Origin of the sequence: Paraburkholderia terrae, assembly GCF_002902925.1 — a bacterium.
GTDB classification, from domain to species: domain Bacteria; phylum Pseudomonadota; class Gammaproteobacteria; order Burkholderiales; family Burkholderiaceae; genus Paraburkholderia; species Paraburkholderia terrae.
Map to the genome: position 1 here is coordinate 428311 of NZ_CP026112.1, position 22840 is coordinate 451150.

General features: G+C 60.2%; 20 protein-coding genes. 13 read left to right on the top strand and 7 right to left on the bottom strand.

The window, feature by feature from the left end:
• Positions 1–2: 2 nt before the first annotated feature.
• Positions 3–1466 (top strand): efflux transporter outer membrane subunit, encoded by a 1464-nt coding sequence (locus tag C2L65_RS18035; protein ID WP_042304734.1) that lies wholly within the window; start codon positions 3–5, stop codon positions 1464–1466.
• 537 nt (positions 1467–2003) lie between these two features.
• On the opposite strand, the gene C2L65_RS18040 is transcribed toward C2L65_RS18035, so the two are convergent.
• Positions 2004–2759, bottom strand: coding sequence for a TetR/AcrR family transcriptional regulator (locus C2L65_RS18040; protein ID WP_042304733.1), 756 nt, complete (start codon positions 2757–2759; stop codon positions 2004–2006).
• 412 nt (positions 2760–3171) lie between these two features.
• On the opposite strand from C2L65_RS18040, the gene C2L65_RS18050 reads away from it, so the two are divergent.
• The 9 genes from C2L65_RS18050 to C2L65_RS18095 all read left to right on the top strand — a co-directional run bounded on the left by C2L65_RS18050 (position 3172) and on the right by C2L65_RS18095 (position 15318).
• Positions 3172–4242, top strand: a complete 1071-nt coding sequence (locus C2L65_RS18050) for a VOC family protein (protein WP_042304732.1) — start codon at positions 3172–3174, stop codon at positions 4240–4242.
• Positions 4243–4276: 34 nt separating this feature from the next.
• Positions 4277–5233 (top strand): fumarylacetoacetate hydrolase family protein, encoded by a 957-nt coding sequence (locus C2L65_RS18055; protein ID WP_042304731.1) that lies wholly within the window; start codon positions 4277–4279, stop codon positions 5231–5233.
• The gene (locus C2L65_RS18060; protein WP_042304730.1) at positions 5230–7206 is read left to right on the top strand and encodes an acyl-CoA synthetase; all 1977 of its coding nucleotides are present in this window, start codon (positions 5230–5232) and stop codon (positions 7204–7206) included. Before C2L65_RS18055 ends, C2L65_RS18060 begins: the two co-directional genes overlap by 4 nt.
• Positions 7207–7878: 672 nt before the next feature.
• Positions 7879–8649, top strand: a complete 771-nt coding sequence (locus C2L65_RS18070; protein WP_042304775.1) for an OmpW/AlkL family protein — start codon at positions 7879–7881, stop codon at positions 8647–8649.
• Between the two features lie 227 nt (positions 8650–8876).
• Positions 8877–11855 carry a molybdopterin-dependent oxidoreductase gene (locus C2L65_RS18075; protein WP_042304729.1) on the top strand — a complete coding sequence of 993 codons (2979 nt, stop codon included), beginning with the start codon at positions 8877–8879 and terminating at the stop codon, positions 11853–11855.
• 10 nt (positions 11856–11865) lie between these two features.
• Positions 11866–12735 (top strand): 4Fe-4S dicluster domain-containing protein, encoded by an 870-nt coding sequence (locus tag C2L65_RS18080; protein WP_042304728.1) that lies wholly within the window; start codon positions 11866–11868, stop codon positions 12733–12735.
• A 354-nt stretch (positions 12736–13089) separates the two neighbouring features.
• Positions 13090–13698, top strand: coding sequence for a TetR/AcrR family transcriptional regulator (locus tag C2L65_RS18085; RefSeq protein WP_042304727.1), 609 nt, complete (start codon positions 13090–13092; stop codon positions 13696–13698).
• A gap of 356 nt (positions 13699–14054) precedes the next feature.
• Positions 14055–14918, top strand: coding sequence for an enoyl-CoA hydratase-related protein (locus C2L65_RS18090; protein ID WP_042304726.1), 864 nt, complete (start codon positions 14055–14057; stop codon positions 14916–14918).
• A gap of 7 nt (positions 14919–14925) precedes the next feature.
• Positions 14926–15318: a Type 1 glutamine amidotransferase-like domain-containing protein gene (locus tag C2L65_RS18095; RefSeq protein ID WP_052426775.1), complete on the top strand. Its 393-nt coding sequence runs from the start codon at positions 14926–14928 to the stop codon at positions 15316–15318.
• A gap of 247 nt (positions 15319–15565) precedes the next feature.
• On the opposite strand, the gene C2L65_RS18100 is transcribed toward C2L65_RS18095, so the two are convergent.
• From C2L65_RS18100 to C2L65_RS18110, 3 genes are all read right to left on the bottom strand, one after another.
• Entirely contained in the window at positions 15566–16423 is an 858-nt protein-coding gene (locus C2L65_RS18100; RefSeq protein WP_042304725.1) for an MBL fold metallo-hydrolase, read from the bottom strand.
• A gap of 214 nt (positions 16424–16637) precedes the next feature.
• On the bottom strand, positions 16638–17651 hold the full coding sequence (locus C2L65_RS18105) for a D-alanyl-D-alanine carboxypeptidase family protein (protein ID WP_345789589.1): 1014 nt from the start codon (positions 17649–17651) through the stop codon (positions 16638–16640).
• A gap of 406 nt (positions 17652–18057) precedes the next feature.
• Entirely contained in the window at positions 18058–18384 is a 327-nt protein-coding gene (locus C2L65_RS18110) for an H-NS histone family protein (RefSeq protein ID WP_042304723.1), read from the bottom strand.
• Between the two features lie 398 nt (positions 18385–18782).
• On the opposite strand from C2L65_RS18110, the gene C2L65_RS18115 reads away from it, so the two are divergent.
• On the top strand, positions 18783–19544 hold the full coding sequence (locus tag C2L65_RS18115; RefSeq protein WP_042304722.1) for an H-NS histone family protein: 762 nt from the start codon (positions 18783–18785) through the stop codon (positions 19542–19544).
• A 168-nt stretch (positions 19545–19712) separates the two neighbouring features.
• Here C2L65_RS18115 and C2L65_RS18120 read toward each other — a convergent pair whose 3' ends face one another.
• Genes C2L65_RS18120 through C2L65_RS18130 form a run of 3 tightly spaced genes read right to left on the bottom strand, consistent with a single transcriptional unit; the run spans position 19713 to position 21531 of the window.
• Entirely contained in the window at positions 19713–19880 is a 168-nt protein-coding gene (locus tag C2L65_RS18120) for a cold-shock protein (RefSeq protein ID WP_233446572.1), read from the bottom strand.
• A 31-nt stretch (positions 19881–19911) separates the two neighbouring features.
• Complete coding sequence (locus C2L65_RS18125) at positions 19912–20658, bottom strand: DUF1223 domain-containing protein (RefSeq protein WP_345789578.1); 747 nt, start codon at positions 20656–20658, stop codon at positions 19912–19914.
• A gap of 27 nt (positions 20659–20685) precedes the next feature.
• Positions 20686–21531 (bottom strand): YkgJ family cysteine cluster protein, encoded by an 846-nt coding sequence (locus tag C2L65_RS18130; RefSeq protein WP_042304720.1) that lies wholly within the window; start codon positions 21529–21531, stop codon positions 20686–20688.
• A 343-nt stretch (positions 21532–21874) separates the two neighbouring features.
• Between C2L65_RS18130 and C2L65_RS46595 the strand changes: the two genes are divergently transcribed.
• Together C2L65_RS46595 and C2L65_RS18140 are read left to right on the top strand one after the other, a co-directional pair.
• Positions 21875–21946, top strand: a complete 72-nt coding sequence (locus tag C2L65_RS46595) for a DUF4304 domain-containing protein (RefSeq protein ID WP_233446612.1) — start codon at positions 21875–21877, stop codon at positions 21944–21946.
• A 591-nt stretch (positions 21947–22537) separates the two neighbouring features.
• Entirely contained in the window at positions 22538–22837 is a 300-nt protein-coding gene (locus tag C2L65_RS18140) for a hypothetical protein (protein ID WP_042304719.1), read from the top strand.
• Positions 22838–22840: the final 3 nt, after the last annotated feature.

Genomic DNA, 22840 nt, shown 5'->3' on the forward strand with positions numbered 1-22840 from the left:
TCATGAGCCTTGCCTATAAGACATCTGTTCTCGCCGTGGCGACGGCACTCGCACTGACGGCCTGCTCGTTCGGCCCTAGCGGCGAGGCCCCGGCGATGCCTTCGCCCGAGCACTATAGCGCACAGACGCAGCCCTCGAAGACTGTTGCGGCGGGTGGTATTGCGCAGCAGTTCGATACCGGCGCCACGTTGGTGCCGCAATGGTGGCGGCTTTACCGGTCCGACGCCCTCGATGCGCTCGTTGACGAAGGCTTGCGCAACAGCCCCACGCTAGCGTCTACGCAGCGCACGCTTGCGGCCGCGCAAGAGGAGCTGCGCGCGCAGGTCGGCGCATCCACGCTACCTTCAGTCGACGGTGCCGTCCAGGTCGAACGTGCACGTTCTCCCGTCGTGCCCGGACTCGGTCCTCAGCAGGTGCAATACAACTTTTTCGCGGGACAGCTGCTGGCGCACTACACGTTCGACCTCTTCGGCCAGACACGTTACGCGAACTCGGCGAGCGCCGCTCGCGTGAACGTGAAGGCATATGAACTGGAAGCGGCCCGGCGTGCGCTCGCGGCCAACATTGTCGGTATGGCGATCAATGTGGCGGCGCTCGATCGGCAGATCGTGCTCACCGAACGGCTCGTTGCCGTGGCCAACGAGGCTGCCGACGAGGACCAGCAGCGGTACGCGCTTGGTTCGGTGTCGCGCGCGCAGGCGCTCGCGTCGACGCAGGATGCTGCTTCGGCAGCGGCGATGCTGCCGGCACTGCGTCAGCAGCGCGCCTGTGCCATCCACGCGCTGGCGGTGCTGATGGGCCGCACGCCGGATAATGCACCGAGCGTTCCCGAACTCGACAGCCTGTCGTTGCCCGGGCATGTGCCCGTGGTTGTGCCGTCGGATCTCCTGCGTTCGCGTCCTGATATTCAGGCAGCCGATGCCGCCGTGAAGGCCGCTGCCGCCGACGTAGGGGCTGCGACGGCGCAACTGTTTCCAAGCCTGTCGCTGACGGCATCGATGGGCCGCGGCGGCTTTAGCTGGCCTGCAGTGCTTTCAGGTGCGGGCGGACTCTGGGCCATCGGTGCAGGGCTGTCGCAGCCGATCTTCCATGGCGGCGCGTTGTTCGCGCAACGCAGGGCCTCGATCGATGCCTACGAGGCGGCGGTTCTGCACTACAAGTCGACGGTCCTCTCGGCATTCCAGAACGTCGCGGATTCGCTTGCTGCACTGGACAACGACGCGCAGACGCTGGCATCGACCGAAAGAGCGGCACAGGCAGCGCAAGCGGCATTCGACGATACCGCGTCGCGTCGTCGCATGGGCTCCCTGCCTTCAACGGCACAGCATGCCAGCGAGCAGCGGTATCTCAACGCACAGATCAGCGCCGTCCGCGCAGCGAGCCAGCGCATGAATGACACCGCGGCGCTGTTCCAGGCGATGGGTGAGCCGCCGGCCGGTCAGCCGCAGGCGACGCTAACAGAATGATCGCGCCTCGATGAGTCCGGGCCGAGCGATCCGGCGAATCGGGTCGCTCCCCCTTGTCGCTCCGGTGAAAAATCAGACTGAATTAGTTCGGTATCCGGACTGACGACGACGCTGTTTCATTGGCGTCGAGGCACCGAACCAGATGGGAAGCAAAGGTTTCAGAAGAATCGGCCTGCTTTCGACGCTGAAAATCCTGTGGGAGACAGACGTCGTCCAGACCAGTGCACCGCGGCTTGCGCAGCGCGTCGTCTAGCTCAGTGAGCGACTGTCGAGATGCTGGTGGCGTACGCGCGGCTGTCTGCCCGACAGGCGAATGCAATGCGCCGTTGGCGAACATGTGCGAACCTGAATCTGTCGAAAAAAGAATGGAACGAACTCCTAACCAAGAGTACGGACCGGAACTGGTAACAGCAGCAGGACGAGGATTCCCGCTTGCGTAAGCAGGTCGGCGACATCTGTATTGCGCTCTTCGCAGGAGGATCAGCCATCGCTAATCGGTGACGGCCCGGCCAAACGGTGCCGTCACCGTGTCTGACCTCAATCCGCTTCGATAGTCTCCTCGACGAGTGGCAGTGGACGCGCCGCAATCTTCTCGGCCTCCGCGCGCTTGAGCCCGAGTGTCTGCAGCAGCGTTGCTGCCGTACGCTCGGGGAAATGCTCTCCGCTAAAGCCCAGTTCCTTGAGCACGCCTGCCGCCGGTGCACCCGGCGCGACGAAGTTCAGCTCGGCAGCAATCGCGCAGAGGACCGTGCCGCCTACCGAAAGAAAGCCGATGAACGGATCGGCGACCACAAAGCGCTTCTCAGCAATACCGTTGCCAATGTCGCGCAGCAGTCGCTGACCCAGCCCGCGGCTCATCGCACGCGCCGAAAACCCTTCACGTATCAGGAATCGTCCCCACACGGGATCGCGCCGCGCACGCATCACGGTATGGCGAACGGAGACGGCAATCACCTCGGCTGGATCGGAAAGCCCACCGGCAAGGCGATCCAGCATGTCCGCAAAATCCTCGAACACATTATCGACAAGGATCGCGTAGATCGCCTCCTTCGATTCGAAGTGGTTGTAGAACGAGCCAAAGCCGACATCGGCAGCCTCGGTGATTTCGTTGATCGCCACGCCTTCCATGCCCTTTTCGGCCATCAGCCGGAGGGCAGCGTCGAGCAGGCGGCCGCGCGTCTCGCGCTTGCGGCGCGCGCCGCGCGGCTCGCGTTCTTCGGGTACGGCAGCCGGGGCGACCGGCGCCGCGCGGGCGGGGCGTTTTGCTGTCCGGGGATTCGCAGTTTTCGGCATGATCGGGTCCGCATTTGTTCGTGTCCAAGTATAGATGCAACTGTCTACATTGACAAAATCATCAGCAATGAGTTTAATGTCATTAAACGGCGACCGAGGGCCGGTCTCACAACCGACAGATGGAGTGACTGTGGAGACAGCAGCTATAAACGGTGCCACGCCGTCGAGCCGGCATGGCCAGGTTCGTCCCCGCGCGACAGCTGGGAAGACCTCGAAGGCGTATTCCTTCCCGGGCTGGTGCCCTTCGGGTGGGTCGCTGCAGTCCGGCCTGACAGGACGATCGTCCACGATGGTCCGGCCACCGACCTAAACCACATCGTGCGTGAGAGTCTGGCCTTGCTGTGTAACCCCGTCAGCGCGCCTAAGCTGCAAGCCGAATACGCCATCCGAACCGCATGATTTCTTTTCCGCCATGAAACTCACCACTACACAGCCGGCCCGTTACCCCGATCCCACGACGAAAGCGTCGGCATTGGCCTATCTGATGTTCGACCGACCAGACCTCGAGAAAGCCGAGCATTTTCTCAATGACTTCGGGCTTCGAACTGTATCGCGCGGTGAAGCGCTTCTGCTGCTTCGGGGAACGGCTGCTTCCCACTTCTGCTATGTCGTCCGGAAGGCATCAAAATCCCGTTTCGTCGGCTTCGGGTTACAGGTCGATAACAGGGCAGATCTCGATGCGCTTGCAAAACTGCCTGGCGCTTCGGACGTCGAACGCTCGCCATTGCCCGGCGGCGGCTATGTGGTACGACTAACAGATCCTTCGGGCTTTCGCGTCGACGCGATATGGGGCCAGGCGCCGGCCGCCACGCTGTCCCATCGGCCGCCCTTGCCATTCAACTCCGTGGATGCGGCCGTTCGGATCAACGGGACGCAGCGGCCGCCTGAGCATGCGCCAGAAATTATCCGGCTTGGTCACATCGTGCTTGAACTCGCCGACTACCAGAAAACCTGCGCATGGTATGCGCGGCATTTTGGTTTCATCCCCAGCGACGTCCAGGTGCTTCCCGATGGTTCACCCGTCGTCGCGTTCATGCGGCTTGATCTCGGCGACAAGCCGGCCGATCACCACACGCTCGCGCTCGCGCAAGGCTTCATTCCCACGTATAGCCACAGCGCCTACGAGGTCGTCGACGCCGATGCAGTCGGCATGGGGCAGCGCGTGCTGCGCGAAAAGGGCTGGACGCATGCGTGGGGAATTGGGCGCCATATCCTGGGCAGCCAGATCTTCGACTACTGGCAGGACCCGTGGGGCGACAAGCACGAGCACTATTGCGACGGTGACCTTTTTACGGCCGACATGCCGACGGGTTTGCATACCGTCAGCCGCGAGGCAATGGCGCAATGGGGACCGACAATGCCACGCAGTTTCACAAAACCCAGATTCACGCCAGCGAGCATCGTGGCGCTCCTCGGCAACCTGCGCCGCAGCCCCGACCTGACATTGAGCAAGCTGCGGGCGCTGGCAAAGATTTTCGCCTGAACCAACCCCTTCCATGGAATCCGGAGATCGATAAATGGCACTTCACATTCTGCATTACCTTCATCATGGCCGCGCCCAGTGGGGCGTGGTAGCAAATGGCGCTATCACGCCGATTCCGGGCGAGTTCAGGTCGACCGCCGAGTTTGTCGAGGCCAATCCGGTTGAACGGCTGCTGGTGCTGAGCGGTCCCACGATTCCCGAATCGGAAGTGCAATGGTTGTCGCCGGTGACCATCAATCAGCAGTTCATCTGTCAGGGCGCGAACTACCGACAGCATATGATCGAGTCCGGGATGGACCCGGATGTGAAGAAGTTCAACATGATCTTCACAAAGGCGACCAGTTGCATCGTTCCGGCCGACTCGACCCTTGTGAAGCCGAACGAGGTGCGGTTTCTTGACTATGAAATCGAACTCGGTCTTGTGCTCAAACGTGACATCACGTCGCGCGAAACGGTCACCGACGAGAACCTGCATGAGTACATCGCCGGCGCCGTGATCGTGAACGACTATTCCGCGCGTGACATCCAGATTCCGCAGATGCAGTTCTACAAGGGCAAGAGCTATCGCACGTTTGGCCCGGTGGGCCCCTATCTGTGCCTGCTTGAGAAAGCGGACATTCCGAAGTTGAAGGAGCTCGTGCTGACGCTGACCGTGAACGGCACCGTCCGTCAGAACGACTCCACTTCGGGACTCGTCTATGGGCCGGCAGAGACCCTGACGGAGCTTTCCGGCGTACAGGACCTGCGCGCCGGGGACCTGCTCGCGACTGGGACGCCCTCCGGTTGCGCACTAAGCGTTCCGTCACCCGAAAGGCAACGCGCCGCGGCGCAGTTGCCTGAAGCGGAAAAATGGCGGCTGTTTCTCCAGATGCAGGCGGAAAGGCCCCAGTACCTGCAGGTCGGGGACGTCGTGGAGGCGCATATCGTCAGCTATGACCGCTCGATCAATCTTGGCGTCCAACGCAACGTTGTCATGGAAGATGCAGCATGAAAGGCGTCACAAGCATGGACGATGTCCTTGCCATCGAAAGGCAGGGGCCACCGGCGGATCTGCCAACGAGCACTTACGAGATGATCTGCCGGGGCGCGGCGATTAATCCGTCCGCGCCCGCGCTCTCATTTTTTGCAACGGCCGATGACTACCGGAACGCAGAGCGCTGGACATACAGTGAACTCGTGCATGATGTCACGCGGACCGCGAACATGTTTGCGCAATTGGGCGTGCAACACGACTCGGTCATCGCATATGTACTGCCCAACCTCCCCGAGACGCATTTCGTGATCTGGGGCGGCGAGGCGGCCGGAATTGTCTGCGCGATCAATCCGCTCCTTGAAGCGGAAGCCATCGGCGAACTGCTCAACGCCTCAGGCGCCAGCGTGCTCGTCACGCTGGCGCCGTTTGCGGGCACCGACCTTTGGCAAAAAGTGCGAGCAGTGTTGCATACGGTTCCCACTCTGAAGGATCTGGTGCTCGTCAATCTGGCTGACCGTATGCCGGGCGAAGAGCACTTTGCGGCCGGGATGCGTCAACGTTTGCGAAGCGCGGTTCCTTCCCAGATCCGTATCCACGACTTCAACACCGCAATCGCAGGTGAGTCTGGGGCGGCGCTCAGCAGCACGCGTCGGATAAGCATCGATGATGTATCGTCCTACTTCTGCACGGGCGGCACCACGGGACTCCCAAAGATTGCGACGCGCCGGCATGGCAACGAGGTGGCCAATGCGTGGAACGCGGGGCAGTTCTTCGGTGAAACCATTGGCCCGGGCAAAACAATTCTATGTGGATTACCGCTTTTCCACGTCAACGCCGTGACGGTGACAGGTCTGCTGGCGTTCTCGCGTGGTGCCCACGTCGTGCTCGGCACGCCGCAAGGGTATCGCGGCGAGGGGGTTGTCAAGCGCTTCTGGGAAATTGTCGAGCACTACCGCGTCAACTTCTTCAGCGGTGTGCCAACGCTCTACGGGTCGCTACTGGATGTCCCGGTCGAAGAGCACGATATCAGCTCGCTCGAGTATGGCCTGTGCGGGGCTGCACCCATGCCCGCCGAATTACTTCGCACCTTCCAGCACCGTACAGGAATAAGAATCCTTGAAGGCTACGGCCTTACCGAAGGGACCTGCATTAGCAGCGTTAACCCGTCGCTTGGCGAGCGCAGGGTCGGTTCGATTGGTCTTCGTTTGCCCGGTCAGGCAATGAAAGCAGTGGTGGTCGATGAAACCGGCAGGTATGTACGGGATTGCGTTGCCGATGAGATCGGCCAACTGGTTATCTCCGGTCCAAACGTGTTCGCTGGCTATATCCGGCCGGAGCAGAACAGCGGCATCTGGATGGAGTCAGGTGATGGCGGCCGCTGGCTCAATACCGGCGATCTCGGGCGCTGTGACGCCGACGGTTATTTCTGGCTCACCGGCCGTAAGAAGGAGCTGATTATCCGTGGCGGACACAACATCGATCCGGCGGCAATCGAGGAACCACTTCACCGCCATCCCGCAGTCCAGATTGCCGCAGCCGTGGGTCGCCCCGATATCCATGCGGGTGAGTTGCCGGTTGCCTATGTCCAGCTAAAACCAGGCACCACCGCAACCGAAGCGGAACTGGTGGAGTTTCTGCGTCACGAGATCAACGAGCGTGCCGCGTGTCCAAAGGGAATACGAATCGTGGATGCGATGCCACTGACAGGCGTCGGCAAGATATTCAAGCCTGCGCTGAGACGGCGCGAAACGGAAGACGCGGTTAAGTCGGCACTCGTCGCGGCCGGCGTCGAGGATGCAATCGTCAGCATCATTGAAGACAGCTCGCGCGGGATTTCACTGCACGTCGAACTTCCCGACTCCGCGCTGGAAGCCTTGGCGACTTCTGCGCTCGGACGTTTTCCGTTCGCATTTTCCATGTCGGCTGCCGCGAAGCCGCAAAACAATCGTGATAGTCCGGAAGCGACCGAGGTGCCTGGCAGGCCAAGGTAACAGGAGCAAAGACATTGGCGGGAACGTCAGTCACGTGCAAGTGGCCGATACCGTACCCCAGACGCCGGTGGCATGAGTCAAGAGCTCGAAACGATTTTGATGGGAAAGAGAATGAGTAATACCTCGGAAAGGTCCTTGCGTTCGCTTGTCGAAAAATGGCTCGGGCCGACTTCTGCGTCGCCGGTTCGGGTTACGCGATTCGGTCATGCGGGCTCGAATCGGAAACACTCTGTGCGTATCGAACTAATGCTGCCGACAGGACCGATTGGACTGTTTTTCTTCCGGCACCGTGACGGTGCGTGGTGTGTGTTCCCGCCCGAGGCTGAGCGCCTTGCGATGCGCGCTTACTAGCGTGCATGGCGGTTGAGGGGGGATCTGTATCAGTACCTATACGGAACGGACAGAGTGCAGGTAACTGGACGGCTTTAATTTCCGCTAGCGGCAGGTACGGTGTAGACGGAACCGCAAAAGGTCACGCGTAAGTTTTTTACAAGACGAGTTTGAACGAGGTACCGGTGTTCGAAATATCGATACCGTCATTGGTGTATTTAGTACGACTACGTAATAAAACACACCGTTGACCTTCATAACCGGACGAAGACTATGGAGAACGACACAACCCCACGGGCAGAGCGTGGATTGGTTCCAGGGGATGCAATGGTGTTCATAAAAATGCCCATACAACGAGACAGGAGACGACACGTGAAAAATTGCAGGCGAATAATCAGCACCGCCGGTATGGCGGCTTGTATTTGCTCAGCCGCGCTTACCGACGATGCTAATGCGCAATCGGCCGGAAGCATCACGCTGTCGACGGGATGGCTTCACATAGCACCGCAGGGCGATGCATCGCCACTAACCGTGCAAAGCATTGGCGGTGTAACGGTGAATCAGCAGCTGCCCGGCAGTGGGGCGCATCCGACTTCTTCGGATACTGTGGGAATTACCACCGAGTACTACGTCACGGACAACATCGGTGTCGCCATGCTTTTCGGTCTGCCACTCAAAGTAAATCTGGTTGGCGATGGGACGCTACAGAAGTACGGAAACCTCGGCTCGACAAAGCCGATGCCGCCCGCCATCGAACTTCGATACCACCTGTTTTCAGCCGCGTCGAAATTCCGTCCATTCGTTGGTCTGGGCGTGAACTATACGTGGTTCACCCAAGTCCGGATTTCCAATAGCCAGTTTGTTACTGACAGCCTCGGACCAGGCGGGTCGGCACACGCGGAACTCAGTTCGTCGTGGAACCCTGTGTTCGAGATCGGGGCAAATTATGCGATTACCAACCACTGGTCGGTCGGGGCCTCTATCGGTTACATACCGGTGAAGACCCACCTCACGTTATACGGGCAGACCGCAACGGGAACGCAGGTCGTTTCAAAGTCGACGCTCCGACTTAATCCTCTTAACGTCTTCGTGAACGTCGCCTATACGTTCTAGCGTGCATACGATACGGGCGCGCTAACCAAGAGGTTTGAATGCTCATCAAAGACATGGGATACGACATATCGCGGCACATGCTGCTGCAATGGAGCCCGGTGTTCCCCGGGTCGCTAACCCACAGCCGGGCATGACCGCTCGCCCGGGATGTTCACGCGGCCCGGGAGACGGTCGGTCGTGCCCTCATGCCACCGCTTGTGCAGCAAAGCTTCCCATTGGATCGAATAATGAAACGACAGGTCCTCAAGACCATTCTTTTTGCCTTGCCCAAGGTCCTCGACCTGACGGCACGCCGGTTTCCCGCCTATCGTGAACGCCTGAAGGAGCGCGATCTCGTCGTTTCGATCGGGCTCATGGACGGAAGCATCAATCGGGTCATCGAGTTCAAGAATGGTCACATTCGGTCGCGTGCCGTCAATCATCGGCGCTCCGACGTGCGCATGGCTTTCAAGGATGTCGCCACCGCGCTGAAGTTCTTTTCCCCCAAGCCGGACCAGGGTGAGATTATCCACGCCGCCAAGAACTTCAAGGTGGTGACCGAAGGCGAGGACGAACTACTCGTTTGGGTCATGCAAACCCTGAGCATGATGCAGACCATCGGTTTGCCGATGGGCACGCGGATGCGCGACGGTACGCGCCGCTACACTACCTGCACAAACGGCGGTCCGCTGTTCGTCTACGTCAAGGATGGTCGCGTCGTCCGGGTGACGCCCATCGATCTGGACAGCACGGATGCTCCAAGCTATGTGATCGAGGCGCGTGGACGCCGCTTCAGTCCGCCACGGCGTGGCCTGGTCGCACCCCACGCGTTGACGCTCAAGTCGCTCGTCTATTCGGACAAGCGCATCCTTCATCCGATGAAGCGAGTCGACTTCGATCCTGACGGCGAACGCAATCCGCAAAACCGCGGCAAGTCCGGCTATGTGCGTATCAGTTGGGAGGAGGCGCTCGATATTGTCGCGAAAGAAATCAACCGGCAGAAGCGCGTTCATGGACCAGGTTCGATTACGTTCCCGCTGTCGTCCCATCACCAGTGGGGCAATGTGGGCTATTACCTCAGCGCGCTGACACGCTTTGCCAACCTGATCGGCTTCACTCGGGTCGCCGCGAATCCGGACAGCTGGGAAGGCTGGTACTGGGGCGCCATGCATCATTTCGGCAATTCAATGCGGATCGGTGTTCCATCCGGCTATGGCGGTGTCGAGGATTGCCTGAAGGAAGCGGACATGATTGTCTTCTGGTCCTGCGATCCCGAAAGCACCAATGGCGCCTATGCGGGGTTCGAGGGGACGCCGCGACGCCTGTGGGCCAAGGAACTCGGCATTGAATTCGTTCATATCGACCCGCACTGCAACCCCACCGCGCAATTGCTCGGCGGGCGATGGATTCCGGTCCGACCGCAAACCGACGCTGCGCTCGCCACCGCCATCATGCACGTGTGGGCCGTGGAAAACCTGTATGACAAGGATTACGTCGCTACCCGCACGACCGGTTTTGATGAGTGGAAAGCCTACCTTCTCGGCGAAACCGACGGCGTTGCCAAGACACCCGAGTGGCAGGAAAGCGAGACCGGCGTGCCCGCCAAGGACGTACGCGCGCTTGCGCGCCGCTGGGGGAACAGGAAGGTCCACCTTGCTGTCGGGATGACCGGTGCGGGATTCGGTGGCGCGGGCCGAGGCGCGACGGGAGCGCAATGGGCGCGCTGCATGATCATGATGATGGCGATGCAGGGCTGGGGTAAGCCGGGCGTGAACTTCGGCTGCCTTGAAGTCGGTGTCCCTCACGACCTGCATTTCTATTTCCCCGGCTACGCAGACGGCGGCATTTCCGGCGACCTGGCGTGGACCGCCAATGCTGTAAACAATTACCAGCGCATGCCGCACATCCTGACCATGAATCCCGTCAAGCAGATGGTGCCGCGGCAGCAACTGCCCGATGCCATCATCAACGGTCACGCCACGGGCTACCTCTGGGACGGCATGTCGCAGGAAGCCCAGTTCGCGCCGTTCACTTATCCGATGCCCGGGTATTCGCCGATCCACATGATCTACCGTTACGGCGGATCCGCGTTCAGCACGGTGACGAATTCCGGACGCTGGGCCGACGCCTACCGGCACTCGAGCATCGAGTTCGTGGTCAATCAGTCCATCTGGATGGAGGGTGAGGCTCAGTTTGCCGACATCATCCTGCCTGCCTGCACTTCGCTGGAGCGCTGGGACATCGGGGAATGGTCGAATTCCGGCGGCTACGCCCATCATGGCTACAGCACGGTCAATCATCGCATCATGACGCTGCAGCACAAGTGCATCGAGCCTTTGGGCGAGTCCCGTTCCGACTACGACATTTTCACCGCGATCCTGACCCGGTTAGGCTTGGGCGCGGTGTTCACCGAGGGGTGCAGTGAGCTTGACTGGGTCAGGCGGGTCTTCGATTCGTCGGATCTGCCCGATCATATTTCGTGGCGAGAGTTCTGCCGCAAGGGCTATTTCGTCGTGCCACCCGAGAAGCCCGAATTGCGCCATCCGGTGGACATGCGCTGGTTTGCGGAGGGCCGGCGGAAGGACCTGCAGGAACCCCACCCGCTGCCGTCCCAGTTCGCCGAAAAATTCGGCACGGGCCTGCAGACGCCGAGCGGCAAACTGGAGTTCGTACCCGAGTTGCTAAAGCGGCACACGGCGGACAATCCCGAACGGCCGGCGCTCAATCGCTACATTCCGTCCTGGGAGGGAATGCGTTCCGAGCTCGCCGAACGGTATCCACTCCAGTTGATTGCCACGCACAGTCGTTACAGCTTCCATACCCATTGCGACGGCAAGAACTCCTCGGTGAACAGCATCGAGGACCATCGCGCGCTGATCGGCGGGCACCGCTTCTGGCTGCTTAGGCTTAGTCGGGCAGACGCGACCATTCGAGGCATAGCCCATCGCGACCTCGTCAAGGTTTACAACGACCGGGGCGCGGTGATCTGCGCGGCCGACGTCTCGCCGCTGGTCAACGCGGGAGTAGTCAAGTCGTACGAGGCGAGCGCCGAATTCAAACTGATTGAAATCGAAGGCGAGCGGGTCGAAATCGGCGGTTGCATGAATATGTTGACTCCCGACCGGTCTCAAACTGCCGGCACTAGCAGCATGAGTCCCAACTCCTGTCTCGTGCAGGTCGAAAAGTGGCGAAGTGCCGAGGCGTTCAAGCTCGGTCTCGCAGCGTGAGGAACACGGAATGAGCAAGTGGAATCTGGTTATCAAGGTGGGACGTTGCGAGAACTGTCAGAACTGCGTCATCGCCGCCCGGGACGAGCACGTAGGCAACGATTTCCCTGGTTATGCCGCGCCCGCCGACGCCAATGCCGATAGTCCCATCCGTATCCTGCGCCGCGTCCAGGGGGACGCGCACATGGTCGAGACCACGTATCTGCCCGTCATGTGCAATCACTGCGACGAAGCGCCGTGCATGAAGGTAGGCGGCGACGCCATTCGCAAGCGCGCCGACGGTATTGTCATCATCGATCCTGACAAGGCGCGAGGCCGCAAGGACATCGTCAAGTCGTGCCCGTACAAGGCGATCGTCTGGAATGAAGAGCTGCAACTACCGCAGATCTGGATCTTCGATGCCCATCTGCTCGACCAGGGTTGGCCCCAGCCGCGTTGCCAGCAGTCATGCCCCACCGATGTCTTCGAGACAGTCAAGCTCGATGACGCAGCGATGGCCGAGAAGGCCCGGCGCGAGGGGCTCAAGGGTCTGCGGCCTAACCTGGGCACGAAGCCTCGCGTCTGGTACAGCGGCCTCGAGCGCTGGGAAGCGTGCTTTATCGGCGGAAGCGTCAGCGCGCAGATTGCAGACGTCGTCGAGTGCGTCACGGATGCATCAGTCGCCCTGTACGTTGGCAGTCAGAAAGTGGCCGAAACCGTCTCGGACGGCTTCGGAGATTTCCGGTTCGGCGGTCTGGTCAAGGGCAGTGGCCTCTACCGGGTCGAAATCCGTCATGCCCTTGGCAACGCCTGGCGCGAATGCGAACTGGGTGAAAGCGTCTATCTGGGCGAGGTCAGCCTCGCCCAGTCGGCCAATGCAGCGGAGGTGGTGTCACTGTGAGCGCCGCAACGACGATGCTTTGTCTGGGGACTGGCAGGCAGACCCTCCAACTGGAGACGCGAAGGACAGCGATACCTGCGGCTGGCTCAGAGTCGGAAATTTTCGGGTCCATCATGCATGTTCCGCAAAGCAGCACGCGTTCGTCGAAGTCGTATGCATTCCATATCAAGTGCCAGCCACAGCCACAACGTTGAGCCGTTCGTGGCGCCACTCATTCCTTCGGGCATTTGACATGACGCCGTCGAATTCTTGCAGCGGTCCGTCCGTTTCGCGGCACACGCCTTGCACCCCGCGCTCGGGCTTTGCTCGACTTACGCAGGACCGCATATTGCGATCCACCCGTTACGTTATGCCATGAAGCGGGAACGCCTGACACGCGCGCAGCGCAAAGAGCAGACGCTTGAGAATCTGCTTGAGGCTGCGCGGATAATGTTCGTGAAAAAGGGATTGGCCGCAACGAGCGTTGAGGACATTGCCGAAGCAGCCGGCTACACACGCGGCGCGTTCTACTCGAATTTCGATGGCAAGCCGGAACTGCTGCTTGAGTTGCTTCGCCGGGACCACGATAGCGCACAGGCCAAACTGCGGGCGATCGTCGGAACGGGTGGCACCTGCGAGCAGATGAAGGCGCATGCCATCGAATACTTCAGGCGGCAGTTTTCTGAACATGACGGCTTCCCGCTTTGGGTCGAAGCCAGGCTGCTCGGGTGCCGGGACGCGGAGTTTCAGGAGCGCTTTAACGTCTTCCGGCATGAGAAGCTCGACCAGGTCAGCGCGTACATTCGCACGTTTTCGGAGTGCGAGGGCAGACAACCGCCCCTGCAGGTGGACGCGCTCGCTCGCGGCTTGGTGAGTCTGTGCGATGGTATGCAGCTCCTCAGAATGTGCGATCCGCAGATGGTGAACGACGAGGTGACGCAGACGGTCCTTGCCGGATTTCTTTCCCGCGTATTGCAGCGGTAGTCGGGACAAATACCGCGCATCGGTCACTGCCGACAGAGCGTGAACGGCAACTGGTTGACAGCGGCCCGAGGCACGAATTTGTTTCAGGATGGCAAACAGCAGTTCACTCCGGCGTCGGCGGCGATCCCGGGGCTGGGTAAATATCCCGTGACGTGAAGCGGTAGCGGTCCTCTTGATTGGAGTCAACGACGTGAAAGGCGCTGCGCACAACTACCCGGCTTGTGCGCAACCATTGCCTTGTCGTGGGCGGCGTTTTCAACTCGACTGCTGCAGCGAAGTCGAATCGCACCAGTGACCCATTGGCTACTGACCGGAAAAGTCGCCGCAGATTAACGACAGACTTCTTGAGGCTATCCATGCAAAACGAGTATTTTCACATCAGCAACAAATCCGGCATCGCACATCTCCAGCTGAACCGTCCCGACCGGCTCAATACGATGGGCATGGCCTTTTTTAGCGGGTTGCGCGACTCCGTCCTGGCGCTCGATGACGCGGGCGACACCCGTGCCCTCGTCATCAGTTCCACTGGAAAGCATTTTTCGGCCGGCATGGCGCTCGACGTGTTCGCCGGCACAACGGATCTGTTTGACAGCAGCAGTCCACGCGCTCGATTGAGCTTCCAGCGCGCGTTGCGAAATCTGATGGATTGCCTCGATACTCTCGATCAAGCCCGGTTCCCCGTCATCTGCGCAATTCAGGGCGGCTGCATCGGCGGAGGCCTCGATCTCGCCGTTGCCTGTGACATTCGCATTTGCACGACCGATGCGTTCTTCGCACTTCAGGAAACCGAGCTCGGCATGACGGCTGATCTGGGTGTGCTCCAGCGGCTGCCGAAGATCATTCCGGCCGGCGTGGCCCGCCAGATGGCCTACACCAGTGAACGGTTGAGCGCCGAGCGTGCATTGGGAGTCGGCCTCGTGAATGCCGTGTTGCCCGATGCCGAGGCGCTGCTCGGGGACGCTATGGAACTGGCCCGAATCATCGCGTCCAAGTCTCCGCTGGCCGTTGCCGGGTGCAAGACTGCGATCAACTTCGCGCGCGATCATAGTACGTCCGAATCTCTGCGACACATGGCGTTGCTGCAGAGCTCCATCTTCGACACCCAGGATCTTGCAGAGGCAATTTCGGCCTGGCACGGAAAGCGACAGGGACGCTTCGACGCGCTATCGCCGCTGACAACCCGCCAGACGGCGAATCCGCGCGACCGGGAATTGCCGTAGGTCGGTCGTGCGTGGCGTCTTTGTCATCCAGGAAATCGTGTTCGTCAACCAAGTCGGTTCACGAATTCTACGCACGACGCCTTATTGCTACACTGCCAGGTCGATTCCTGTCTCAGATTTCCACGCCAGGTTGCTTGAGCAGGACGCCATTTACGTAGGTGGCGGTAATACCAAGTCCGCACTTGCCGTGTGGCGGGAGTGGGAGCTTGATTCGATTTTGCGAACGGCATGGGAGAAAGGCGTGTTGCTCGCGGGCATGAGTGCGGGCGCGATGTGCTGGTTTGAAGCCGGGCTTACAGATCATACTCACAGGGCAGCCGACAAGGGCAGGCATCGAACAACAAATTCACCCACTGTCCAGGATGCTATCTGCCGTTCGACCCGGCTGTACGACCAATGACTGGTATGGATCGTTGAACGGCCGCGGAGCGTTGTTCGTTCAACGTCACTCAGGCCGAACTCCAGTCTTCCTACGCGGAAATCTGGCCAACTCGGTTGACGATCGGTAAGTTGCGCCGCGAGGCCGGGAGTTATGGCAGACCTGCCCGGCTAGAGCGAATGCAATCTCACCTCGCTCCGCTGCATTGCAGCGCTAGATGCCGACGGATCGGAAACGCGTCATGCCGGAAGGAGGTATTCCGGCGACGTCAATCATTTCGCATGCGTGCAACCAACGCGAGTAAGCGAGCACTCATTTCCTCGGCCGGCAAGTGCGCGAGCCAACCGTGACCAGGAAGCAGCCATTCGAAACGATACGCGGCCAGCTTGCCAAGCGATTCGGTGAGTTCGGTCCATGAATACCAGCACGCGTCCCTGAACGCGATGAGATCCCGCTCGCGTGGGCTCCAGGCAAGCGAATCACCAGAGAAGAGCACGCGATCCTCGAGCAGGTATGCGACGCTACCCCGAGTATGCCCGGGCAGAGGGATCGCGCGCACGCCGGACGCGATCCCCGGTGCCGACCCGTCGTCGAGCAGATCCGTAGCATATGGGGCGGCCGACCTGTCCTCCCGGTGGATCCAGACACGGGCGCCAAACTGGCGCGCGTACTTGTCCGCGTCTGCGACATCGTCACGATGCGACAGAAGGATGTGTGCAATACCACCGGCGTTGTCAAACCATTTCACCAGCTCCGCCGCATAGCGCGGTGAGTCGATCAGCAGATTGCCGTCCGGACGCGCCGCAAAATACGAATGTGCGCCAAACGACGATCGTGCGTTGAATCCGCAGCGCCACACACCCGATGTGATCTGCTGCGGAAAGATCATGGCGTTCGGGCGAGGCTGCTTCGTTTCGCTGCGTACCGATGCCGTAGGACATACGAACACCGCACGCCAGGCAGCGAGTTGCTCTTCCGGCGTGATGGGCTGCCGAACGAAGACACTTTTGTCGTTTCTTTCGGCAATCAGCTCCGGCGCGACGTGACGCGATGCACCGCAATTGATGCACGCTGTGTCGATGTACCACTCCCCAGGGACGGAGTCGGTATTGCGTGATGGCTTCATTCGATGCTCGAGTTACGACAAGTCATGGTGAGTTCATGCTTCACTATGATAGATCGTTCAAACACCCGTCGCAGCCAGGCGCGACTGTGGCATCCGACGAATAGCGGTTCCATGCGCGCGATCCGTGGTTCGACCAGTCTCGCAATGCGGCCCTTTCGAGGAGAAACACGTTCTGGTGTCGACGGCGATGCGTGTCTTGCCGGATCAGGCGCGCTTACGCACCGGCTCGACTGGCGATCACGCGGCGCGACGCATGGCGGTGTGACGGGCCGGTCGACGCGAATCGCACCTTTACGCGATGCGGTTGGCTGGCGACGACCGAGTGGCTGTGATGAGAATGGGCAGAGGCGTAGTACAGCCTGGGTACGGCTACGGGCCTTTCATCGCCGTTCACCCAGTTGCGGATCGTGGCCAGATCAGCGGAGCGGGCACTGGATGAACGTGCGCCAAGCAGCGCAATGATCACCGGACCTCTCTGCATCGCGACGTCGACCACGATGCAGCGACCGGCCTCGCGCGTGTATCCGGTTTTCGCGAGTTGAACGTCCCAATCCGTCCAGCGGACGACGGGATCCGTGTTGCGATAGAAACGCGTCCGGCTGCCAATTGTCTGTTCGTATGCTGTCAGCGTGGTAAATGAACTGATCATCGGATAGTGCGACGCCTCGATTGCCAGTTTGACAACATCGCGAGCCGTCGAGACATTGTTCGGCGAAAGTCCTGTCGGATCCTCGAAATGCGTGTCGGACGTGTTTAGTCCGCGCGCCTTCAGATTCATCTGCTCGACGAACGCCGATTGGCCGCCGGGGAACGAGCGTGACAGGGCGGACGCCGCACGGTTTTCGGACGACATCAGTGCAAGGCGAAGCATCGCCTCGCGTTCGAGCGACGTACCGACGGGTATCCGGGAACCCGAGTGCTTGATCCGGTCGATGTCGGCCTCGTCAATGGTCAGCTTATCTCCCATCTCCTGTGCCTTGTCGAGCACGACCATCGCAGTCATCAGTTTGGTCAGCGACGCGATGGGGCGGAGATCGTCGGCATTCTTTTCCAGCAAGACTTCGCCACGCGTAACGTCGTACACGATCGCGCTCGGGGAGTAGAGCGACGGGGTGTCAGCACGCGCGCATAGAGACGTGGCCGCGAGCAGCAGTGCGCAGATCAATTTCTTCATGTCATTCTCACTTCGGAACTGCGACCTGCAATTCGGAGGCAGGGGGCACTCCATGCGCAAGATCGTCTTCGTGCAATATAAATGTAGTCGCGCGAATCAGGTTCGGGTGTGGGAAGGTGAACAGAATTTTTAAGGCCGTCGGACGCAATTCGCCGAAGCCCGCGGCGATGGTCAGAAGAGAGAAGGCTGTTCAGCGGGAGCGATGTCGGGCGGCGCTTTTCTGAGCCGCTGCGCGGGAGACACTCTTCCGCGTGCTCAGGTCGATAAGAGGTGAGGATTTCCAGGAGTCGCGCCAGTTCTAACCTCGAGATCCGGGCGAGCCGGGATGCTCGCGATGCGATGGATCGAACATCCTTTCCATCATCGCTTTTATCTCCACAGCCCTGAAGGCAACAGGGCCCCGCGCTATCGAATCCGTTTGTTGCAACCGGTGTTCGCACAGCAAGAGAAGGTGAACTCGTCAGTCAGTGTACTGCCGCGCAAGTGGACTCCCCGCGAAAGGGTCGTCGCGCCAGTCGATCGTCTTTCGCGGGCTATCCTGCACGGGTGATGCCGATGCCACCTCAAAATGTTCGAGTCTTTGTCCTGCGCTAATCGCCTGCTTCAACCACTGGGGCATTTCCCCGTCGCCTGTCCAGGTACCGCCCGTCGCATTTTGATACCGGGCTGGTTTCTGCGTTACCTGATCGCCCGCTATTGCTGACGCCAGGTCGTCCGGCTCAATGCCATATTCTTCCATGCGGTGGCGGAGATAGGCGATCATGCTGTCCCGCTTACGTTCATCCATTCGTTTTCATCCGTGAGTACCGTCCGACTATTTCTTCCACAGGATCTGTGGACAACCTGTCTGAAGCGGATTTGATCTGCTCAGTCGCGTTGGTCGGGGAGCGGCCGTCGCCGCTTTCCAGCCGAAGATTAAAGCAGCAGTTATCTCGTCAGCTCGCGCATTTGAGGTCGCGGTTTCGCCGGAACTGAGTGACGCCGGGGGGCGGTCCGCCTATAGCCGCTTTCGTAGCGCAGCGATCGTCGTCGCTCATCCCTTGATCCTGCATTAACCAGATCTGACGAAGCACCGGGATTAGTCGTTCTGAGCTTGAGCCTCTTTCAATTGTAGCGTGCCACTATCGACGTGCGTCTTACTTGCTGCCATAGTTCGGCCACTACTACATACAGAAAGAGGAAAGAATGGTTACGCTCGAAAACGTGCAGGCAAAAATCGCCAGCTTGCAGGCCCAGGCCGAAGCGCTTGCCGCAAAGCAGTCGTCCGGCGTCATCGCGAAGATTCGTGACCTCATGGAAAAGCATGGTTTGACCGTTGCCGACATCGAAGCACACACCGGCGGCAAGAAGCGTGGCCGCAAGCCAGGCGCCAAGACGGTTACCAAACCAGCAGCATTGGCAAAGTACCGTCATCCGAAGACGGGTGCCACCTGGACGGGGCACGGCCGCGCCCCGGCGTGGATCGCGAGCGCACGTGACCGTACGAAGTTTCTGATCGACGGCAGCGCTGCACAACCGGCTATTGCGGCAAAGAAACCAGCAGCGACGGGCAACTATGTGAAGGGCCCCCAGGCGCCGAAATACCGCGACCCAAAGAGTGGTGCGACGTGGAGTGGCCGTGGCCCTGCACCGGCATGGTTGGCTGGCGCCAAAGATCGTTCGAAGTTTCTGATTGTCGCCGCGGCAGAGGGCGCCTCGGGCTCGAAGGTCGTTTCGTCCAGGAAGGCAACCGCAAAGAAAGCCGCGACGAAAAAGGTGACGGGAAAAACGGTCGCCGCGAAGAAAGTCACGGCAGTAACGAAGCCGGCACCGGCGAAGAGGGCAGCAGTCAGGAAAACTGAGGCGAAAGATGCGGTGGCCAGGAAGGCACCTGTGAAGCGGGCGCCGCAGAACCCGGCAGCAGCCGCACCAACCAGTGATAGCGCCTCGGTGCCCGTCGCCGCCTGATTGACGCGACCTGATTATCGGTGGGGTGACTGGCCATGAGCAGGACTTGTCCGTCCTGCTCGAACCAGTCCACCGTAATGCCAACCAATGCACAGACTCCTGACACGCTGAACCAAAAACTTTAACCCGCACAAGGCGGGTCACCTGTCAGGACGATGTGCGCGCCAGTTAGACTGGCTTGATGTTCGCGGCCTGTTTGCCCTTCGGTCCCATCTTCACGTCGAAGCTGACTTTCTGGTTTTCCTGCAATGACTTGAAGCCTTCCGTCTTGATTTCGGAGAAGTGGGCAAACAGGTCCTCGCCGCCTTCGTCTGGATGAGGCCTGCCGATCAGCAAGTCCACTCACTGGCGAACAACAACCCATCACTCATCGAGCAGGCGCTTCACTTGTATCGACAACGCGTGCGGCGCCGACAATTGCACCATCATTGTCCTCGAGAAGAACCACTTGATGTTCGCCGGCGACGGCGTCGGCACGCAACATGAGCGCCGTGCCGGACCACTGACCGATTGTCACAATGCTACGCACGACGTTCGATTCAGTGAGCGTATGGCCTGCGTTCTCGCCGCGCCCGATCGCGGTGACGTGACGGGCGTCGTAGCCGACCAGCAACACATGCGCGCGTCCGGTGCCCGGGCCAATGGATACCGAAACACCGCTGTCTACACGTGTAGCGAGAACCGTAGCGGCCGTCACCCCGGCGGACTTTGCGTGGTCAATGGCCGCGCTGGCCGCAGTACGATTAGAGCCTACCACCTCGGCCTTGCCGTCGATCACCATCTCCGGCGTGTACTCGAAGTCGCGAAACCGTTGCGCATACCGGGCCTGACGCGCATCGGCGCCGTCGAACGAGAACGGATCTTTCCAGCCGAGCTGATTCCAGTATGTGACATGAAACGCCAGGGGCAGAACGTCGGTACGTGAGTCGCTCAGCTCGGACAGAAAGCGATCCGCCGGCGGGCACGACGAACAGCCCTGCGATGTGAACAGTTCAACGACAACTGGGCGCGGCGCGGCAGCGAACGCATGCGAGGTGAGCAGCGCCGTAGCGCTCGCAATGGTGGCAGTGAGAGAACGGGGCAGCATGTCCTGACTCCAGATATCGACAGTCATGGTAATTCGCTCGCCAGCACGAGCGGGTTACAGTTGAAGCGGACCCGACGCGTGCGGTGAATTCAGTCGATCGCTATCGCTGATGTCGTCGTCAAAGAAGCCCAGGTATGCCGGGGTGTGCGCCGGATCGGATGGGTCCTCGGCACGCCCAGCGCTTGCTCCGATTGACTGCAGCGTCGCGAGCGTCGTCGAGCGATTCGTGATGAAGTGCCAAGGGTGCGCTGAGCGCGGCTGCGGATCGTCAAGCGGCACACCGGATTGTTGCGCTGCCCGCAGTGCGGCTTCGAGGCGAAGGCGTGCCGGCGCATAGACCGCGAAACCTTCGTTGGCAAGGGCAGCGGTGTCGTACCCGAGCAGCGCACACAGATACGTCTTGGCGATACGGTCGCGCTCGTCGGCTTCACGCGACTGCGCGATGAGTGCTGCCGTGTCGGCATTCGCGATCCGGCCCGCGCGCATGAGTACCGGACCGGCGTCGGACCACGCATCGGAAGGACAAGCCTTCGCCGCAGGATCGAGTGGTAAGAAAGGATTGACCTCAGCGGGATAGATGCGGCACACACGCGGACGCCGATGGTAGGCGCCGCAAGACATGTCCGGGCGAAGGTTGGGGCACGGTCCCGCGAACGCAGCCACCAGCGTCACGGTTACACGTACTGGCAAGCTCCCACTATGCGCAGAGAACGAGCGGCGCCTTCGGTGTTGGGCGAGCGCGTCGGTCTGCAGCGGCTCCTGGGGCCAGACGATCGCATCGCAAAACAGTTGCACCTCACCACCGCGCGCGGTCCAGTCGAGCGCTTCATCAATGGCGAGTGGCAGGCGCAGATCATGGCAGCAACGGCCACACATGGTGCATGAAAAGTGAATCGACATTAGCAGGATCGGCGAACGGGTATTGGCTGGTCAAGTTAGTTCGTCGGCCAGGTGGTGCCGGTTACAAGTCGGTGGCCCGGTATGTGAAAATATTCTTCGATTCGGCCGTACGTTATATGGTTGTTCACGGCTTACCCGCTCGCGATCGCGACGTCTGAGCAAGTTCGGCCAGTTTCATCCATTCGACATCATCTCGTGAATCGCTCGACAATCGAGGTTGCGAAAGCAGGCGGCAACCTGGCCGCCGCATTTTGACGGGACTTGCCGATGGGCCGTGATGAAATGAACTGCGTTGAAAGCGCGTTTTGCTCCCACGCTTCGCCGACTGGGGTTCGACGGTTCTTTGCCGCATTTCCGACGCCAGCGAGGTGATCGGGTTGATCTGTTGACGGTGCAGTTCGATCGCCACGGTTGAGGGTTCGTGGCCCAACTGTATCAATGCGGCGCGGAGGGTGGAGAGAGGTGGTCACGTCCGTTCGGACGGTCTTCTGGGATTTCTAAGTTGAGCGTCCGGAGTGGTCCGGGGTGGGCATGCTGCCAATTTGATTGCAGGCCGGCTTTGAACGGCTGCTTCCGGAGTTTCCGACCGGCTCAACGGGTCGTCAACAGCTATTTGATGTGCTAATCAGAGCCCTTCCGTGACCGATGGATGTTCTTGCCTTGCTGCACCGTATCGCCCGGCGTGCGGAGGGAGGTGGCCGGAATGACTCGTTTGCCGTACTGACGTGGCCGACAATATGCAAAGAGAGGAAGCTTCGAGGGGATGATGAGGGTGTCACTGAGCGTTTCACGACAGCTTCGGAACTGGGGGCGCTAAACGCAATGACCAAGGACCGACCACGCTGGAACTTTCAATTCTATCCGCTTTGCTGTGGCCAGCAAGCCGTCTGTTGTTTTGAACCCAACACTCGCCTTCGTCGTCCGGCAGGTTTGCTCTGGATATGCAACGATGGTCGTGCAACTCGCACCAGTCTGAAGACGCAAGTCAACCCAACGGGGAGGGTAGATGAGAGAAAATGCCGAGACGTTATTCGTTGCATCCGAGGACATTGCAACAGCGTTGGACCTGCTGGAGAGCATTGAGGTTGAGATCGGGTTCGATAGCGATGATCCGGAGAGCGTGGAGCAGGCGATTCTCGCCGTCGAGGAGGCAATCAATACTCGCCTGAGCCGCCATCGCGGCGATGCACGTATCGAATCGGCCATCCTTCGCGTCAAATTGGACTTCCGGTGCGCGATCCTTGATCAAGCCTCATCCGACGAAGACGATGATGGGGCCATTAGCAGCGTCCACACCGTGCACTGAAAT

What these genes read in the sequence shown, in the direction of transcription:
- C2L65_RS18070 (WP_042304775.1), top strand. Translation starts at nt 7,879, where the DNA reads ATGCCCATACAACGAGACAGGAGACGACACGTGAAAAATTGCAGGCGA.
- C2L65_RS18060 (WP_042304730.1), top strand. Translation starts at nt 5,230, where the DNA reads ATGAAAGGCGTCACAAGCATGGACGATGTCCTTGCCATCGAAAGGCAG.
- C2L65_RS18125 (WP_345789578.1), bottom strand. Translation starts at nt 20,658, where the DNA reads ATGACTGTCGATATCTGGAGTCAGGACATGCTGCCCCGTTCTCTCACT.
- C2L65_RS18100 (WP_042304725.1), bottom strand. Translation starts at nt 16,423, where the DNA reads ATGAAGCCATCACGCAATACCGACTCCGTCCCTGGGGAGTGGTACATC.
- C2L65_RS18040 (WP_042304733.1), bottom strand. Translation starts at nt 2,759, where the DNA reads ATGCCGAAAACTGCGAATCCCCGGACAGCAAAACGCCCCGCCCGCGCG.
- C2L65_RS18080 (WP_042304728.1), top strand. Translation starts at nt 11,866, where the DNA reads ATGAGCAAGTGGAATCTGGTTATCAAGGTGGGACGTTGCGAGAACTGT.
- C2L65_RS18115 (WP_042304722.1), top strand. Translation starts at nt 18,783, where the DNA reads ATGGTTACGCTCGAAAACGTGCAGGCAAAAATCGCCAGCTTGCAGGCC.
- C2L65_RS18110 (WP_042304723.1), bottom strand. Translation starts at nt 18,384, where the DNA reads ATGGATGAACGTAAGCGGGACAGCATGATCGCCTATCTCCGCCACCGC.
- C2L65_RS18085 (WP_042304727.1), top strand. Translation starts at nt 13,090, where the DNA reads ATGAAGCGGGAACGCCTGACACGCGCGCAGCGCAAAGAGCAGACGCTT.
- C2L65_RS18050 (WP_042304732.1), top strand. Translation starts at nt 3,172, where the DNA reads ATGAAACTCACCACTACACAGCCGGCCCGTTACCCCGATCCCACGACG.
- C2L65_RS18055 (WP_042304731.1), top strand. Translation starts at nt 4,277, where the DNA reads ATGGCACTTCACATTCTGCATTACCTTCATCATGGCCGCGCCCAGTGG.
- C2L65_RS18035 (WP_042304734.1), top strand. Translation starts at nt 3, where the DNA reads ATGAGCCTTGCCTATAAGACATCTGTTCTCGCCGTGGCGACGGCACTC.
- C2L65_RS18140 (WP_042304719.1), top strand. Translation starts at nt 22,538, where the DNA reads ATGAGAGAAAATGCCGAGACGTTATTCGTTGCATCCGAGGACATTGCA.
- C2L65_RS18075 (WP_042304729.1), top strand. Translation starts at nt 8,877, where the DNA reads ATGAAACGACAGGTCCTCAAGACCATTCTTTTTGCCTTGCCCAAGGTC.
- C2L65_RS18105 (WP_345789589.1), bottom strand. Translation starts at nt 17,651, where the DNA reads ATGGAGTGCCCCCTGCCTCCGAATTGCAGGTCGCAGTTCCGAAGTGAG.
- C2L65_RS18090 (WP_042304726.1), top strand. Translation starts at nt 14,055, where the DNA reads ATGCAAAACGAGTATTTTCACATCAGCAACAAATCCGGCATCGCACAT.
- C2L65_RS18130 (WP_042304720.1), bottom strand. Translation starts at nt 21,531, where the DNA reads ATGTCGATTCACTTTTCATGCACCATGTGTGGCCGTTGCTGCCATGAT.